Origin of the sequence: Pedobacter sp. MR2016-19 (genome assembly GCF_014947265.1) — a bacterium.
In the GTDB taxonomy this organism is placed as follows: Bacteria; Bacteroidota; Bacteroidia; order Sphingobacteriales; family Sphingobacteriaceae; genus Pedobacter.
This window is the reverse complement of record NZ_JADCNK010000001.1, coordinates 85,109-102,941: the sequence shown is the minus strand read 5'-3', so window position 1 is coordinate 102,941 and position 17,833 is coordinate 85,109. Positions and strand designations below refer to the sequence as shown.

General features: G+C 37.9%; 14 protein-coding genes. 10 read left to right on the top strand and 4 right to left on the bottom strand.

Translation table 11 applies throughout. From position 1 onward, the window contains the following. The first annotated feature begins 235 nt into the window (after positions 1 to 235). Positions 236 to 874, top strand: coding sequence for a GIN domain-containing protein (locus tag IM793_RS00480; RefSeq protein ID WP_193419239.1), 639 nt, complete (start codon positions 236 to 238; stop codon positions 872 to 874). Between the two features lie 142 nt (positions 875 to 1,016). On the opposite strand, the gene IM793_RS00475 is transcribed toward IM793_RS00480, so the two are convergent. Together IM793_RS00475 and IM793_RS00470 are read right to left on the bottom strand one after the other, a co-directional pair. After that, entirely contained in the window at positions 1,017 to 2,558 is a 1,542-nt protein-coding gene (locus tag IM793_RS00475) for an aldehyde dehydrogenase family protein (RefSeq protein ID WP_193419238.1), read from the bottom strand. 168 nt (positions 2,559 to 2,726) lie between these two features. Then, the gene (locus IM793_RS00470; RefSeq protein WP_193419237.1) at positions 2,727 to 3,839 is read right to left on the bottom strand and encodes a TlpA disulfide reductase family protein; all 1,113 of its coding nucleotides are present in this window, start codon (positions 3,837 to 3,839) and stop codon (positions 2,727 to 2,729) included. Between the two features lie 133 nt (positions 3,840 to 3,972). On the opposite strand from IM793_RS00470, the gene IM793_RS00465 reads away from it, so the two are divergent. From IM793_RS00465 to IM793_RS00425, 9 genes are all read left to right on the top strand, one after another. Then, the gene (locus tag IM793_RS00465; protein ID WP_193419236.1) at positions 3,973 to 4,854 is read left to right on the top strand and encodes a TraB/GumN family protein; all 882 of its coding nucleotides are present in this window, start codon (positions 3,973 to 3,975) and stop codon (positions 4,852 to 4,854) included. Positions 4,855 to 4,956: 102 nt separating this feature from the next. Continuing rightward, positions 4,957 to 7,467, top strand: coding sequence for a M1 family metallopeptidase (locus IM793_RS00460; RefSeq protein WP_193419235.1), 2,511 nt, complete (start codon positions 4,957 to 4,959; stop codon positions 7,465 to 7,467). A gap of 535 nt (positions 7,468 to 8,002) precedes the next feature. Next, positions 8,003 to 9,406: a tetratricopeptide repeat protein gene (locus tag IM793_RS00455; protein WP_193419234.1), complete on the top strand. Its 1,404-nt coding sequence runs from the start codon at positions 8,003 to 8,005 to the stop codon at positions 9,404 to 9,406. 60 nt (positions 9,407 to 9,466) lie between these two features. After that, a complete protein-coding gene (locus tag IM793_RS00450) occupies positions 9,467 to 10,234 on the top strand; it encodes a phosphosulfolactate synthase (protein ID WP_121285787.1) in 768 nt (255 codons plus the stop codon). Positions 10,235 to 10,317: 83 nt separating this feature from the next. Continuing rightward, a complete protein-coding gene (locus IM793_RS00445; RefSeq protein ID WP_193419233.1) occupies positions 10,318 to 11,061 on the top strand; it encodes a shikimate dehydrogenase in 744 nt (247 codons plus the stop codon). Between the two features lie 75 nt (positions 11,062 to 11,136). Further along, entirely contained in the window at positions 11,137 to 11,724 is a 588-nt protein-coding gene (locus IM793_RS00440) for a gliding motility lipoprotein GldD (protein WP_132395499.1), read from the top strand. A gap of 47 nt (positions 11,725 to 11,771) precedes the next feature. Continuing rightward, a complete protein-coding gene (locus tag IM793_RS00435) occupies positions 11,772 to 12,410 on the top strand; it encodes an MBL fold metallo-hydrolase (RefSeq protein ID WP_193419232.1) in 639 nt (212 codons plus the stop codon). Between the two features lie 96 nt (positions 12,411 to 12,506). Beyond that, positions 12,507 to 13,742 (top strand): ABC transporter permease, encoded by a 1,236-nt coding sequence (locus tag IM793_RS00430; RefSeq protein ID WP_193419231.1) that lies wholly within the window; start codon positions 12,507 to 12,509, stop codon positions 13,740 to 13,742. Position 13,743: 1 nt separating this feature from the next. Further along, on the top strand, positions 13,744 to 14,124 hold the full coding sequence (locus tag IM793_RS00425; RefSeq protein WP_121285797.1) for a hypothetical protein: 381 nt from the start codon (positions 13,744 to 13,746) through the stop codon (positions 14,122 to 14,124). A 372-nt stretch (positions 14,125 to 14,496) separates the two neighbouring features. Here the strand turns inward: IM793_RS00425 and IM793_RS00420 are convergent, their stop codons facing one another. Then, on the bottom strand, positions 14,497 to 16,164 hold the full coding sequence (locus IM793_RS00420) for a sodium/sugar symporter (RefSeq protein ID WP_132395496.1): 1,668 nt from the start codon (positions 16,162 to 16,164) through the stop codon (positions 14,497 to 14,499). A gap of 283 nt (positions 16,165 to 16,447) precedes the next feature. Continuing rightward, a complete protein-coding gene (gene xylA, locus IM793_RS00415) occupies positions 16,448 to 17,779 on the bottom strand; it encodes a xylose isomerase (RefSeq protein WP_193419230.1) in 1,332 nt (443 codons plus the stop codon). Positions 17,780 to 17,833: the final 54 nt, after the last annotated feature.

Below are 17,833 nucleotides of genomic sequence, written 5' to 3'. Positions count from 1 at the left end.
AATTTTATTCCAGGAGGCCGGGTTTTAATTAATCCGGCCTTTTTTTTCGTCGATGTTTCCAAAATACGCAGGATTTCGTATAGGTTAATTCGGCGTTCGTCTATAAATAAAAGTGCATGGTATAATAGCCAGTAACTGGCTGAAACGTTTTTGCCATACCGCAGTCTTAATTACAAAACCACCTAATAATTAGGGATTTAAAATAAAGTTTTATAAACATAAAAATATTAAGGTCATGAAAACTTCTATCAAAAATTTATTCGCAGCAGCATTGGTAATGGTTACTTTAAGCAGCGCAACAGCCGTAGCAAATTCAACAGAAAATAATGCCAGCTACACTGCATTAACAAATGTTAGAAACATCAGTAAAATTGTAGTTTCCGGAAACGTAAAACTGGTCCTTGTTCAGGATGCCAAAGAAAGTGTTGAGGTTTATAATCAATATTACACCAAAAATGCCCTGGTACAACAGCATGGTGAAGAACTTAGAGTTAGCTCTTTTGATAAAAATACCCTAACCGTAATCGTCCGCGTAAATAACTTAACTGCTATCGAAGCTTCAAATACTGCAAGTGTAAGTACTGCCGGAAATTTCAACCTGTTAAGCCTAAACATTGTTTTAAATGATGAGGCATCGGCAGATATTAAAGCCAACACTGTTAATTTATCAACAAATATTAAAGATGGTGCATCCTTAAAATTAGAAGGGATTACCGATTTACACCAAGCTGTAATGGGTGTAGCATCCAGAATAAACATGGCTGGTTTTACTGCGCTGGAAAGTAGTATCCGATTAACAGGAAAATCTCTTTTGGCTAACAACAAGTCCCGTTATGACGACATACAGGTTTCTTTATTAGAAAAACTATTCTAACTCCATCATATATTTTACCACAAAGGCGCTGAATTTTTAGTTCAGCGCCTTTTTTGTTAACGAAGGTTTCGGACACCCCTAGTTATAAATCCTAACCAATATAGATTGCTTCGTCGTTCCTCCTCGCAATGACGAATTTTCTTTACAAATCAAATTTTATCCCCTGCGCTAAAGGCAGTGTATCCGAATAATTGATGGTATTGGTTTGCCTGCGCATATAAGCTCTCCAGGCATCCGATCCGCTTTCCCTGCCACCACCTGTTTCTTTCTCGCCACCAAAAGCACCGCCAATTTCTGCACCTGAAGTACCGATATTTACATTTGCGATACCACAGTCAGATCCTTTGGCCGATAAGAACTGCTCTGCCTCTCTTAAATTCAAGGTCATAATGGCCGAAGATAATCCTTGCGGAACAGCGTTTTGCAAAGCAATGGCCTCCTCTAATGTTTTGTATTTAATTAAGTATAAAATTGGCGCAAACGTTTCGTGTTGAACAATCTTGAAATCATTCTGAACCTCCGCAATGCATGGCTTTACATAACACCCGCTTGTGTAGGCATCCCCGGATAAAACGCCGCCCTCTACCACAAAATTGCCGCCTTCAGCTTTACATTTAGCAATAGAATCTAAGTAGGCTGCAACCGCATCGGTATCAATTAATGGACCTACGTGGTTATTTTGATCTAAAGGATCACCAATGCGCAATTGTCCGTAAGCTTTAACCAGTTTAGCGGTAAAAGCATCATATACGCTTTCGTGGATAATTAACCTTCTGGTAGAAGTGCAACGCTGGCCTGCAGTACCAACCGCACCAAATACAGCACCAATTAAACTCATGTCTAGATCAGCATGTTCTGAAATAATAATGGCATTATTACCGCCAAGCTCCAACAAGCTTTTTCCTAACCGCGCCCCAACAGCAGCTCCAACTGCCTTGCCCATGCGTGTCGATCCGGTGGCAGAAATTAAAGGAATACGGCCATCATTTGTCATGAGTTCGCCAACTTCCCTATCGCCTAAAACCAGGTTGCAAACCCCTTCGGCGATACCGTTATCTTTAAAAACCTTTGCAATAATATGTTGACAGGCAATGGCGGTTAAGGGTGTTTTTTCTGAAGGTTTCCAGATGCAAACATTGCCGCAAACCAAAGCCAAAGCAGTGTTCCAGCTCCAAACGGCTACAGGGAAATTAAAGGCAGAAATAATTCCTACAATTCCCAATGGATGCCATTGTTCGTACATGCGGTGGTTCGAGCGTTCACTATGCATCGTTAAGCCATAAAGCTGCCTCGATAAACCCACTGCAAAATCGCAGATATCGATCATTTCCTGCACTTCACCAAATCCTTCCTGTAAACTTTTTCCCATTTCGTAAGAAACCAAAGTGCCCAAGGCGTCTTTATGCTCACGTAAAGCATCGCCAAACTGGCGAATAATTTCGCCTCTTTTTGGAGCAGGAACCGTACGCCAGTCCGCAAAAGCTGCTTGTGCCTTTACAACAACCGCATCATAGTCTGCTTTGCCTGCAACTTTTGCCGTAGCGATCAGTTTACCATCAACAGGAGAAAAACTTTCTAGTGTATCGGTATTCGATTCGCCTCCCCAATGGCTACCTGTACTATAGGCTGAATTGACCGCTTTTACGCCCAACTTATTTAAAATGGATTGAATATCTGTAGTCATATATCTAACGATTTACACAAAAAAACAAAAAAATAAAGGAAAGCAGGTATGTTTAGCACTTATCTTATCGCAATTTGTTTAAAACCTTTACTTAATAGAAAGATCAGATTATTTGTGATTCTCTTTTACCCGTTACATTGGGTTTAGGCTTAAGTGCAAAACAAAATATTAATTGGATTTTGTAGAGATCTGTCCAAGAACTTTATTAAATAGCGCTCCCTCTTCATAGCCTGACCATTTGGAGACGATTTTTCCATGTGGATTGATGAGTACAAAAGTAGGGTAACCTGATATACCATATTTGATGATTGTTTCACCATAAAATCCTTTCCCGTCCCAGAGGCTTAGCCATTTTGTTTGGTCTCTATTTAAGCCTTTCAGCCAGGTTTCTTTCCCGGCATCGCATGAAAAGGAGACTACTGATAAATTATCACTGAGCTTTTGAGAGATCTCCTTTAGCTCTGGAATTGAAGCAATACAAGGACCACAGAATGTAGATGAAAAATCTAGTAATATATATTTGCCCGATACTTCAGATAAAGAATGTTTCTTCCCATCTTTATCAAAAGCATTAAAATTGTAAAAACTATCTCCTTTATCGATAATGTCTCCAACCTTTAAATACGTATCAATTCTTTTTGCATATAACGTATTCTTAAAATCTGAATGAAGAGAATTATAAAATTTACGTATTGTATCTCTTGGAAAATCATTTTTAAGATAGAAAAGAGCATCGAGCGCTTCAAAACTATTTAAATTCTGCCTTACAAAATTCATTCTTGTAACCTTGTCTGTACTATCTATCTTTCCAATAACCTTCCATATTGCTTTAGCCTTTAATTTAGCGCTATCATCAGTCAGGGCAAAGTATTCTGCTACTAATTTATTCCGTTGCTTAATGCCTTCTTTGGTCAAGTCTATCATTTTATTGTGCATATCCTGCGTTTTTGATCCGGTTATCTTCAGATCAAAAGGCAAATCCTTAATGTCTCCCCTCACATTAATTTTTTCATTTCCCATCAGTAAGGTAAAGTAATAAGACTCATTTGCTACAATTGTTTTTACCCATAGCGATTGAGGCGTTTTTGTAAGGGTGCCTTTGAAATTTAGAACGTTATTTTCGATGATGGCACTATCAATGTCGGTATCAAGCTCCTGATCGTTTAAGTAAAACTTAGTTCCACTTTCAAAACCAGTGATTTGTGCATTAATAACATATTGCTGCGCAGAAACCAGAGTAGTGATGCAGATTGTAATGAGGAATAAAAGCGCCTTTTTCATATTTGACTAAAATAAGGATTTGTATTTGCGAAAACAATATTTTACGAACGAGCATTTTTCTCCTGGCCTACAGTAGCTTAACTTTAGCATAATTCTAATATCTTACCCTAATTTTACTCAACGCTACTATTCAATGAAAAACTTTAAATTATTATTCATCGCCCTTTTAGGGTTCGGGCTCAGCCTTAACGCACAAACTAAAAAGGCTACTAACACCCTGCTGTGGGAAATTTCCGGTAACGGATTAAAAAAGCCCTCCTATTTGTTTGGCACCTATCATTTAATCAGTGCAAAATTTGCCGATACCATGAAGGTTTTACAAGAGAAATTGGAATCGGCTGATGCAGTAGTTGGCGAAATTGTAATGGATAGTAGTACGCAATCTAAAATTGCCCCGTTTTTAATAATGAAAGACAATACACTAGATCGTTTATTAACAAAAGCAGAATTTAAAGAGGTTGAAGATTATTTTAAAACCAAACAACCAGGTTTTGAACTAGAGCAGATGAATAAGTTTAAACCTGCAATGGTATCGATAATGATGGTGCTTTTTGAAAGCCCGGATATGTTAAATGATATAAGCGAAGGTATAGATGACAGCTTTCAGAAATATGCCAGGAAAAACGGAAAGTCATTATATGGTTTGGAAACTGCCGAATATCAGGGTGCACTTTTGTTTGATAGCGATCTGCAAAAACAAAAAAAAGCATTGCTAAAATCAATTAGGGAAGCGGATAAAAGCAAACAACAAATGGAGGAACTGAAAACTAATTATATTGCCCAGGATATCGATAAATTAACCGATTTTTTCAAAATACAGGATGAGGAAACCAAAGAATTTATGACCGAATTGTTGAAAAACCGGAATAAAAGATGGTTAGATCAATTACCTGCCTTAATGCAAAACCAGTCGCTGTTTATAGCTGTTGGAGCTGGCCATTTAGTAGGTGCCGAGGGTTTAATAAAAGGGTTACAGCTTAAAGGTTACATTTTGCAGCCTGTAGCAACCAATTAAATTTTTTAATGTTTGTAAAAACAAAAGAAAGGGAACTACATTTGCGTTTTAGCTTTGGCACGAATAGCTTGTTTAAAGTGTACTAACCGTAACAACATAAAAATGAATAAAAAAATTATTGCCTGTGGTATGATGCTGGCTTCGGCCTTAATGGCTAATCCACTTTTTGCACAGGAGCAGCCTGCAGAAAAATCGAACAACTTAAATATTTACCGTGTAACTGCAACCAAAGTTAACGATCTGGTACATACCAAACTCGATGTATCTTTTGATTATGCTAAGCGATACCTGAACGGTAAAGAATGGGTTACATTAAAGCCTCATTTTTATGCTACAGACTCTTTAACCTTTGATGCACAGGGAATGGATATTAAAACCGTTGCATTGGTTGGCGCAAAAGGAAATACTCCGCTTAAATATGTTTATAAAGATAATAAGCTGTATATCACCTTAAATAAAAAGTACACCAATACCGAAAAGTACACAGTTTATATCGCCTACACCGCTAAACCAGATGAATTAAAAGTAAAAGGAAGTGCGGCCATAACCGATGCAAAAGGTTTGTATTTTATCAACCCGGATGGTACTGATAAAAATAAGCCAACACAGATCTGGACACAGGGTGAAACGGAATCATCTTCAGCATGGTTTCCCACTATTGATAAGCCTGATCAGAAAACGACCGAAGAGATTTCGATAACCGTAAAATCGAAATATACAACGCTCTCTAACGGAAAATTGGTGAGCCAGAAAGCAAATGCAGATGGAACAAGAACCGATACCTGGAAAATGGATTTGCCCCACGCTCCATATTTGTTTATGATGGCTGTGGGCGAATTCAAAATCACAAAAGATACTTATAAAGGCAAGGAGGTGAATTATTACCTGGAGCCTAAATATGCACCTTACGCCAAGCAAATTTTTGGTAAAACACCTGAGATGATCCGGTTTTACAGCAATTTGTTAGGTGTGGATTATCCATGGAACAAATATGCACAGGTAGTAGCCAGAGATTATGTTTCGGGCGCTATGGAAAATACTACCGCTACTTTGCACGGCGAACAGGTACAAAAAACCGATCGGGAGTTATTGGACGAAAATGAAGAAGGAACCATTGCACACGAACTTTTTCACCAGTGGTTTGGCGATTATGTAACGGCCGAATCTTGGTCTAACTTAACCATGAACGAATCTTTCGCCACCTTTGGTGAGGTAATCTGGCATGGGCATGATGCAGGTCAGGATGCGGAAGATAAATCGCGTTACGAAAAACTACAATCTTACCTTGGTTCGACTAAAAAAGGCGAAAGTCCGGTTTTAGCCCGCTTCTATTATAATGATAAGGAAGATATGTTCGATAATATCAGCTATGCCAAAGGATCTATTATTTTGTATGCCTTAAAAAACCAGATGGGTGATGAGGCTTTCTACAAATCGCTTAACCGTTACCTCACTACCAATGCCTTTAAAAACGGCGAAACACATCAATTGCGTTTAGCGATGGAAGATGTTACCGGAAAAGATTGGAGTCCTTATTTTAATCAATGGTATTACAATGGTGGTCACCCGGTTTTAAGTATCGATTATGGTTACGAAAACGGCAAGGCAACAATTAAAGTTAAACAAACACAGGATTCGAGCGTGCAGACCTTTACGTTGCCTATAAAAATTGATATTTACGCAGGAGGTAAAAAAATCAGGAAAGAAATTCTGATTAATAGTCGTGAGCAGAATTTTAGCTTTGACGTGAGTGCCAAACCCGATTTAATCGATTTTGATGTGGATAAAATTTTGGTTGGCGAAACCAATGACAATAAAACTGCAGAAAACTATTATTTCCAGTACAAAAATGCCCCAAGTTATGCCAATAGAATTGAAGCCTTACAATTCATTATGCAAAGCAAAGCCAACAGCGGTCAACAGGTGTTGTTAGAAGGTTTAAAGGATAAATCCGCAGATTTACGCGCTTTAAGTATAGATGGCATTAACTTAGAAGATGCTCAGATTAAAGCAGCCGCTTTGCCGGTTTTACTTCAGATCGCCAAAACAGATAAAAATACCGAAGCAAGATCAGCTGCAATTGTGAAACTAGCAGCAACTGGCGATCAGGCTTATAAAACTTTAGTATTGGAAAGTTTAAAAGATAGATCGTACAAGGTAATTGCTGCTGGTATTGATGGCCTGGCCAAACTGGCACCGCAGGAAACCATTCCGGCCATAGCATCGTTAGATGAAGATACAAGAGCGCACATTGCGCCTTCAATCGCATCCTTATACATCAACGAACCAAAGGATGATTATCAGGCATTTTACGATAACATTATGCTTACGGGCGATAGGAATAAAGTTTTTGGTGTAGTAGGTCAGTATTTTCAGTATCTGAGAGCCAACACTAACCCTGCGGTTACTGAGCAAGGTATAACGAACATTAGTAACGCCATTGAAAGATTAAAGTTACAAACTTATTTAAACAAGCAATTGGCCGGTGCTTATACTGCAACTGCACAGGGTAAAGCCAAACAGGCAGCTGCTGCAAGCGGAGAAGCAAAAGCAAAACTGGACAAACAGGCCGAATTATTTAAAAAAGGTGCAGCAGATTTAGAGAAAGAATAAATAATATTAACAATTCGTCATTGCGGGAAGGCTTTTTCAGCCGACGAAGCAATCTTACAACGATCGCTATAACCCATAGTAGTAAGATTGCTTCGTCGTACCTCCTCGCAATGACGAATTCTATGATAGCCTGACCTGCAATAAAATCTTTGAGTCCTAAACAACCATTAGTTCCACCCCTCTTTTCTCCTTGTATCAAGAATATAAATAATCTGCCAATCTTTGTGCAAATGTATTTGTAGCAAAACAGAGCAAAAACAGGATGAAAATGGCTAATCCTTTCATGACTTCTTAATTACGTATATGCCATAAATTTATAGTATTTTTGTAAAGAAGGGAAAAGGAACCGCGATGTTGCAAAAAAATCTATCGATTATCCACACATCTTAATCACAGTTAATACGCTTTATAGTCAGCTATTTACGCTGTTTTAACAGGTTTATGTTAATAATTATTTTAAAAACGGATAATTAAAATTGGTAAACTTATCATGTGTTTTTCTGCTAATTGGCACGGTTCTTTAATAGTATAATATATGGAAGAAGAATTCTTTTTTGAATCCAACGAAGATGCACAACGCTCGGTTGAACGTTACGAAGAAATGCTCCGGAACCAGGATCAGTATTTCTTCGATGCAGGGGCTTTCGAATACATTGTAGATTTCTACATTGAGAAAAATGATCCGGTCAAAGCTTTGCAGGTAGTTGATTTTGCAATCAGTCAACACCCCTATGCAACAGTATTTTTAATTAAACAGGCTCATCTTTACATCCTAACCAATAACAACGAAAATGCTTTTATTGCCTTGCAAAAGGCCGAGCTTTTAGAACCGTCTGAACCAGATATTTATTTGCTTCGCGGTAATATTTTCCAAAATACCGAACGTTTTGACGAGGCTTTGGAAAATTATGAAAAAGCTTTGGGACTGGCCGAGAGTACGGATGAGATTTTATTACAGATGGCTTATGTTTACCAGAGCATGAGTGATTATGAAAGCGCCATTACCTATATTAAGCTTAGTTTAGAGCAGAATATGGAGAATCAGGATGGTTTATATGAGCTGGCTTTCTGTTATGATGTATTAGATAAACAAGAAGAAAGTATTAAGTTTTACCAGCAATACATCGATACCGATCCATATTCTTATGCCGCCTGGTACAATTTGGGCAATAGTTTCCACAAGTTGAACCTTTTCGAAAAAGCGATTGACGCTTATGATTATGCAATATTAATCAAAGAAGATTTCAGTTCTGCTTATTTTAACAAAGGAAATGCGCTTGTACAGCTGGATAAATACGATGAGGCGATAGAGGTTTATAAACAGACTTTCGAATACGAACAGCCTAATGCCGACACTTATTGTGCTATTGGCGAATGTTGCGAGAAACTGGAAAAAATGGACGAAGCCCGTTCTTATTATAAAAAGTCGGTAAAAATGGATCCTAAAATGGCAGATGCCTGGTTTGGGATTGGTGTTACACTGAATTTTGAAGAACGTTATTTCGAATCGTTGCACTTTTATAAAAAGGCGATCGATTTAGAGGCCGAGAACCCTGATTTCTGGTTTGCTATGGCCGATGCTTATTATAAATTAGGTCAGATTGATGAATCGATCGAAGCGTACGAAAAGGTATTGGAGTATAATCCCCTGGATATTGAAGCCTGGTTAGATTTTAGTACCGTGCTTTACGAGCAGGGAAAATTACTGGAAGCATCGGAAACAATGGCCGAGGCGATTAAGAATAATCCGGAAGCAGCAGAACTGTATTACCGAATGGTAGCCTATCTTTTTGCCCAGGGGAATTATAGCGATGCACTGGGATATTTGGAAACGGCTTTAACAACCGACCCGGAAAAACACTATATTCTATTTGAATATTTACCGCAATTGCAGGATAATAGTGCCATTTTGACCGTTATAAACAGATATATAAGGTAACGACCTTGTGGGAAAAATTTAACAAATAAATCTCAAAATTTTTTTCACTTTTGTACGCATATGAATTATCCATTATTAAACGTTCCCGAACGTCCAGCTAAACCACGCCAAAAAGGCTTAACAATGGTTATGGATAAGGGATTGAGCCTGCGCCAGGTTGAAGATTTTATTGAAGTTGCCGGCGTACATACAGATATCGTAAAATTAGGTTGGGCAACATCACACGTAACACCGAAGCTTAAAGAAAAATTAGCTTTATATAAAAGTGCAGGCATTCCTACCTATTTCGGTGGAACATTATTTGAAGCCTTTATTATCCGTAACCAGTTTTCAGATTATCAACGTGTTTTAGATCAATACGGGATGGAATATGCAGAAGTTTCTGATGGTTCTATCGAAATTGAGCACGATAAAAAATGTGAGTTTATCCGCGAACTGTCTAAACAGGTAACTGTTATTTCCGAAGTAGGCAGTAAAGATGCCGCTAAGATATTTGCGCCATATAAGTGGATTAAATTAATGAAGGCTGAAATTGAGGCAGGTTCGTGGAAAGTAATTGCCGAAGCCCGAGAAGGTGGTAATGTAGGTATTTACCGTGGAAGCGGCGAAGTTAGGGAAGGATTGGTTGATGAAATTTTAACCCAGATTCCTGAAGAAACCATTATTTGGGAAGCCCCTCAAAAAGAACAGCAGGTTTGGTTTATTAAATTAATTGGTAGCAACGTAAACCTTGGTAATATTGCCCCGGCAGAAGTAATTCCTTTAGAAACCATTCGTTTAGGATTACGTGGAGACACTTTCGACTTTTTCCTGAACCAGGTAAAATAAAGACAAAATCGTCATTGCTAAGCGCATAGTTAAATAAACCTTACAGATTTCAAAAACCTGTAAGGTTTGCTTATTATATCAATATGAAAACATACGGCTTAATCGGGTACCCACTTTCTCATTCTTTCTCGAAAAAATATTTCACAGAAAAGTTTCAAAATGAGGGCATAGCCGATCATCAATACGAGCTTTTTCCCATCGCCGATATTAAATCACTGCCCGATCTGCTGAGTGAAAACCCATCATTATGTGGCCTTAATGTAACTATTCCACATAAAGTTAATGTGCTATGCTATTTAAATGAAGTAGATGAAGCTGCAGAAAAAATTGGTGCTGTAAATTGTATTTCAATCAAAACCTTTGAAGGCGCAACCTATTTAAAAGGTTATAATACCGATGCGTATGGCTTTGAAGAATCGCTAAAGCCATTGTTAAAGCCGCAACATACAAAAGCACTTGTTTTTGGCGATGGTGGCGCGGCTAAAGCTGTAAAATATGTTTTAGAAAAGTTAAATATCCAATATCAGGTTGTGGTCCGGACAGCTGTTCCTGATGCTATTCTATATTCAGAAATTACAGCAGAGATTTTAGCTTCACACCAGTTATTGATCAATACCACCCCACTCGGAATGTCGCCAAATGTAGATACCTTTCCAGAAATTGATTACAGTTTGCTTGGACCTGGGTTTTTAGCTTACGATTTAGTTTACAATCCACTGGAGACCGCATTTTTGGCTAAAGCTGCCGAACGTGGTGCCGCAATTAAAAATGGTTTGGAAATGCTGTACAAACAAGCAGAAAAAGCCTGGGCAATCTGGAATAAATAATTTAACTTACCGTTTTGCAGCAGGAACGACAGCCTGCCCCAACTTTTCGGGGGAAACAATCTTCGATAAAATGCTATGAAACTTAAACAACTGATCTGTGTTCCATTTGTACTGCTTTTATTCATAACAGCTTGTCAGAACCATGATTATAGTCCGAAGCCAAAAGCCTATTTCAGGATTATTTTTCCTAAAAAGGACTACATCACATTTACCAAACCTGTTCCCTTTACGTTCAAATACCCTACTTATGCTGCGGTAGAGCAGGATCAAAGCCGTGATGCCCAAAAAAACTGGTACAATTTACACTTTAAACAGTTTAATGGCTTTTTGCATTTAACCTATTACGATGTTTCAGGTAAAGTCGAATATGACGAAATGGTAGAAGATGCACGAAAACTTGCCTTTAAACATACGATAAAAGCAAGCGCAATTGATCAAAAAATCATCAATTTTCCTGATCACAAAGTTTATGGTATTTATTACGCCATTGAAGGGAATACGGCTTCTTCCGTCCAGTTTTTTTTAACCGATAGTGCCAGGCATTATTTTAGAGGAGCTTTATATTTTAATGAACGCCCACAATACGATTCCATTGAGCCTGTTGTTAAATTTATTAAAAAGGATATCGATACCCTGATTTCTACCTTTAGGTGGAAAAATTAATTTATTATTTGTTATCCTGCCCTTGAAAGCAGGTTTTTCTAAAATTTATGATTACAATAAAAACCTTCACCTTTAACGCTTATAGTGAAAATACCTACGTGCTTTACGATGAAACCAAAGAATGTGTCATTATCGATCCGGGCATGTACGAAAGTTTTGAGCAAAATGAATTGGCAGCTTTCATCAAACACGAAGGCTTAAAACCTGTTTTGTTACTCAATACACATTGTCATCTCGATCATGTTTTCGGCAATAAATTTGTGTTCGATACCTATGGCTTAAAACCACAGTTTCATCAGGGCGAATTGCCAGTTTTAAATGCCGTTCCCGGTTATGCACCATCAATGGGTTTTACCCGATATGAAGTATCCCCTTTGCCAGATACCTTTTTGCCAGAAACAGGAACGATTTCTTTTGGCAATAGCAAATTGACATTAATTTTTGCTCCCGGGCATTCTCCTGCACATCTTTGTTTTTACAGTGCTGCTGATGATATATTAATTGGTGGAGATGTGCTTTTTTATGGCAGTATTGGCCGTACCGATCTTCCAGGAGGCAACCATCAGCAATTAATCCAAAACATTTCCGATAAACTTTTTGTATTACCTGATGAAACCAAAGTTTATCCTGGCCACGGACCAGCTACCAGCATTGGTTTTGAAAAACAAAACAATCCGTTTTTTTGATGGAAGATGTACAATGGAAGAGGGATGATGTAATACCCATCTTAAATATTCCATCTTACATCACTGCCATCTTACATTTTACCTATCTTTGCCAGCGTGAATACATCGTTTTATATTGCTAAAAGGTATCTTTTTGCCAAGAAATCAACCAATGCCATTAACCTGATATCGGGCATATCTATGGTAGGTGTAATGGTTGGTAGCGCTGCTTTGATTATTATCCTTTCGGTATTTAACGGTTTAGAAACAGTGGTATTGAATATGTTCGATACCATTACCCCACAAATTGCCATTACACCAGCTAAGGGGAAAACCTTTGATCCAAATACAAGCTATTTTAATCAGCTCAGAAAAAATAAAGATGTTGCCGCTTTTACTGAGGTGCTGCAAGAAAATGCTTTACTAAAATACAACAACAAGCAAGCTGTTGGAATGGTTAAAGGGGTAAGTTCAGACTATTTGAAGAACAGTAAATTAGATAGTACCATTAAAGAAGGCCATTTTATATTACACAACAGGAGCGGCGATAATGCGGTAATTGGTTCTGCTTTACAAAGTTATCTGGCAGTAAATACTGTTGATCCATTTACAGAGCTGGAAATTTATTCGCCAAAGAAAGATATCGCAGCAAATACCATAAATCCGGCCGACGATTTTGTGGTAAAGAATATCCGGGTGAGCGGCGTTTTTGAGGTGCAGCAAGATTTCGACAATGGTATTATCGTTCCTCTCAATTTTGCCCGCGAACTGCTCGGAGAAGATCAAAATGTGTCTGCTATTGAGATCAATCTCCAGCCAGGTATCGACGTAGACGATTTTAAAAAGGAAATAATCGAAAAGGCTGGTAAAGATTATGAAGTCAGAAATCAGGCTGAACAAAATAAATCACTCTACCACATTTTAAATACCGAAAAATGGGCAGTATATATTATTCTTACTTTTATCCTGATTATTGCTATATTTAATATCATAGGGTCGTTAACCATGTTAGTAATTGATAAGGTAAAGGATGTTGCCATTCTGAGCAGTTTAGGCGCAGGCAAGAATTTAATCAAACGTATATTTTTATTTGAAGGCATGATGATCACCATGTCTGGCTGCGTATTGGGTTTAATTATAGGTGTGATATTTTACTATTTTCAGCATACCTATGGTTTAATTAAAATGGGCGATGAAGTAAACAAAACACTGGTAAGTTCTTATCCGATTGCGCTAAAATGGAAAGATTTTGTTTTAGTTTTTGTTACGGTAGGTATCTTCTCATTTTTGGCATCTGCTTTGTCATCCAATTTAAGTGTTAAAAAGATAGATCAAATTAATCAAACTATATAAAATGAAGTTATTTAAGCAAGCAATTGTACTCGTTGTGCTCCTTGGCGTAGCCGTTACAGCTTGTAGGAACGATAAAGCCGAAGGAGAAAAAAGTAATCTGAAAACCGTTAAAGGTTTGTATAGTTTTGGTCCTGAAGTTAAATCCTTTACTTTATGCGAAGACGGGCGTGAATATTGGGTTAAAGACAGTGTAAAAAATTTAGAGCTTTCTTATAGCAATTTAGGCTTCGAAAAACCATACGAGCCGGTATACGTAGAGTTGGAAGGTTATTTTGCGAAATCTGATACCGGTATAGTTTCCAGTGATTTTGATTCTACTTTAGTGGTAATGAAAGTGCTTAAAATTAGTAAAGAAATTCCTGATGGACCTTGCGCACAATAATTCATTTCTTTACCTGGTGCCCAAGACTAATTTACTGGTCTAATTCTAGTCATTTCCTGAAGCAGAATTTTATCTGTCGGTTGGTGTGTTAACGACCGGAATAATTGGTGTTAAGGTGCTTCTTGAGGCTAGCCTGTTTAACGTTGCGCAGAGTATCTCTAAGGTTAACGAAGAAATCGAGTTTAAACATAATACCTCTAAACAAGTCACAAACTCTTTTTAATCTATAGGCAGTTATAATTTATCCATATATGTTACCATCACTGAAATAGATTGTAGTTAAGATGGTTGTTGAGGACAACCAGCAAGTAGACGTACAAAAAAAGGCTCGCAACTTTCATTGCGAGCCTTTTGCATATTCTTGATTTAATTTTACCAGAAAGTCGAGTAAAGCGCAATTAAAATTCCGAACACAAGTATCGATCCAACGGCAAAAGAAGGATGAACTTTGAACATGCTCGAATCTACTTCTAAACCATTAGATTTATCACCTTTGCTGTTTTCGAACATACTGATGGCAAACATTACCACAATACAGACTACAAATACAATTCCCATTCTATCTAAGAAAGGTATTTCGTAGATTCCATCTGCATTGGCTACCGAGAATCCAAAATCGTGAAGGAAAGACAAATCCATCATTCCTGGTAAGAATTTTAACAATACCGATAAACCAAACCCACCTATAGTAGCAAATAAGGCTGCATTTGAAGTGGTTTTTTTCCAGAAGAATCCCAATATAAACATGGCAAAAATACCTGGACTTACAAAACCTGTATACTCCTGAATAAATTCGAAACCACCTTTTTTATCGATACCTAAGAAGGGAGAAATAGCGATTGCGATAGCCATTGCAATAATTACAACTACGCGTCCGGTACTTACCAGTTTTTTCTCACTGGCTTCCTTATTAATGTGTTTCTTAAAAATATCTAAAGTAAAAATAGTAGAGATACTATTAATTTTACCAGCTAATGAGGCAACAATTGCTGCAGTTAAAGCGGCAAAAGATAAACCTTTTAATCCTGTTGGTAAAATACTCAATAAAGTAGGATAAGCTCTATCTGGGCGAAGCTCTCCGCCAGGCATCATTGAATTTACATCAATACCTGTTTTTTCCTGGTATAACATATATACTGCAATACCTGGCAACACCACAATTAGTGGCATTAGCAGTTTTAAAAAAGCCGCAAATAAAATACCTGCTCTGGCTGTTTTCAGATCAGCACCTAAAGCACGCTGGGTGATGTACTGGTTACAACCCCAATAGTTTAAGTTTACAATCCACATCCCACCAAGCAATACCGTCATGCCAGGTAATGAAGCATAATTCGCACTGTCTTTCTTAAATATCATGTGGAAGTGGTCTGGTGCTTTTTCTCTTAAGAACGCTAAACCATCTAATACGCCGTGGCCACCAAAATGATCACTTACTAAATTAAGTGCTAAATAAGTAGTTGCTAAACCGCCGAAAATTAAAAATGCTACCTGGATTACATCCGTGTAACCAATTACTTTCATACCACCTAATGCTATAATTACCGAGAAAATGGCTAATCCCATCATACAATACCAAAAGCCAATACCCGAAATACTGCTTACAGCTAAAGCACCCAGATATAAGATTGAGGTTAAGTTTACCACAACATACAATAACAACCAAAACACAGCCATAATCATGGCTACAGTACCATTGTAACGTTGACTTAGGAATTGGGGCATGGTGTAGATCTTATTTTTAAGATATACGGGAATAAAAAATGTAGCAACAATTACCAATGTTGCAGCAGCCATCCATTCGTAAGTAGAGATGGCTAATCCCATTTTAAATCCATCGCCGCTCATGGCTACAAATTGCTCGGCACTAATGTTCGAGGCAATTAAAGATGTGCCAATTGCCCACCAGGTAAGTGAACCTTCTGCAAGAAAATAATCCTTGCTGCTCATCTGCTTTTGCTTTTTACGATGGTAAATCCAGAAACCATAAATTGCTACAATGGCAAAGTAGGCTAGAAAAATAATGTAATCTGTGACTTTCATTTAATTTATTTGGTTTAGAAATCTAAATGTAGTAAAATCATAAATTAATCTCCGCTTTTTTTGAATTAAAAAATGTTAAAATGACGTTTATTAATTTGACCTTCCTAAAATTCAAGTTTGTTGAGCTCAGGCGAGCTAAGTATATCGTCATTTCAATTTGCAGCGCAATGGAATGCCTGCCCATAAAGGCGTTGAGAAATTTTTAATTTTGCAAAAATTAATATGTATTCTCCGTGATCTGTGAAGACCACAGACCACGGAGAATACATATATAAAGATGAATTTAAATATATCTGTTAATTAGGTTTTCAAGATATTCCTGCTTTCCGCTGCGTACCGCTGGTTCGCCATTTTCTGCAGCGTAATTCCTTAAATCTTCTAAACTTAGTTTGCCCTGTTCAAATTCGGCACCTTTTCCACTATCAAATGAAGCATAGCGGTCGGCCCTTACTTTTTTGTAATCAGATTTTTGAAGAATGGCATCTGCAGTAACTAATGCTCTTGCGAAAATATCCATTCCACCTACATGCGCATAGAATAAGTCTTTCTGATCAGTAGAGTTACGGCGGATTTTCGCGTCGAAGTTTACACCTCCACCCTGTAAGCCACCACCTTCTAAAATGATTAACATGGTTTCGGTTAGTTCGTTAATATCGTTCGGGAACTGATCGGTATCCCAGCCATTTTGATAATCGCCACGGTTTGCATCAATAGAACCTAATAGGCCATTATCTACCGCAACCTGTAATTCATGCTGGAAAGTATGACCTGCCAGCGTTGCATGGTTTACTTCTAAATTTAATTTAAAGTCAGCCAACAGATCATATTGTTGTAAAAAGCCTTTTACTGTTGCCGCGTCGTAATCATATTGGTGTTTAGAAGGTTCGCATGGTTTCGGTTCAATAAAGAATGTTCCTTTGAAGCCCTGTTTGCGTGCATAGTCTTTAGAGGCGTGTAAAAATTTAGCCAGGTGCTCCTGCTCACGTTTCATGTTGGTATTCAATAAGCTCATATATCCTTCTCTTCCTCCCCAGAAAACATAATTTTCTCCACCAAGAGCAATAGTTGCATCTAAAGCTGCTTTAACCTGGGCAGCTCCGTGTGCCAGCACATGAAAATCAGGATTGGTAGATGCACCATTCATGTAACGCTTATGGCTAAATAAATTGGCTGTTCCCCACAATAGTTTTACACCGCTATCTGCTTGTTTTTGCTTTGCATATTCAACAAGGGCCTGTAATCTGCGTTCGTTTTCGGCGATATCGTCGCCATAATCTACCACATCTACATCATGGAAACAATAATAAGGGATCTGCATTTTGGTGATAAATTCAAAGGCCGCATCCATTTTATCTTTTGCCCTTTCTACAGCATCTTTCTTCTCATCCCAAGGGAAAATATGCGTTGCTCCTCCAAACGGATCGGCACCATTACCGTTGAATGAATGCCAGTAAGCACAAGCAAACTTAAAATGCTCATTCATGGTTTTGCCTGCTACTACTTTGTTGGCGTCGTACCATCTAAATGCTAATGGATTATCGCTTTCCAGACCTTCAAACTTGATCTGGTCAATGCCTTTGAAAAATTCAGTTGCTCCTGTTACTACTTTTGTCATATTTTTTGTTTTTGATTCGTGGTTGTTGGTTCATAGTTGATAGCCGATGGCTGT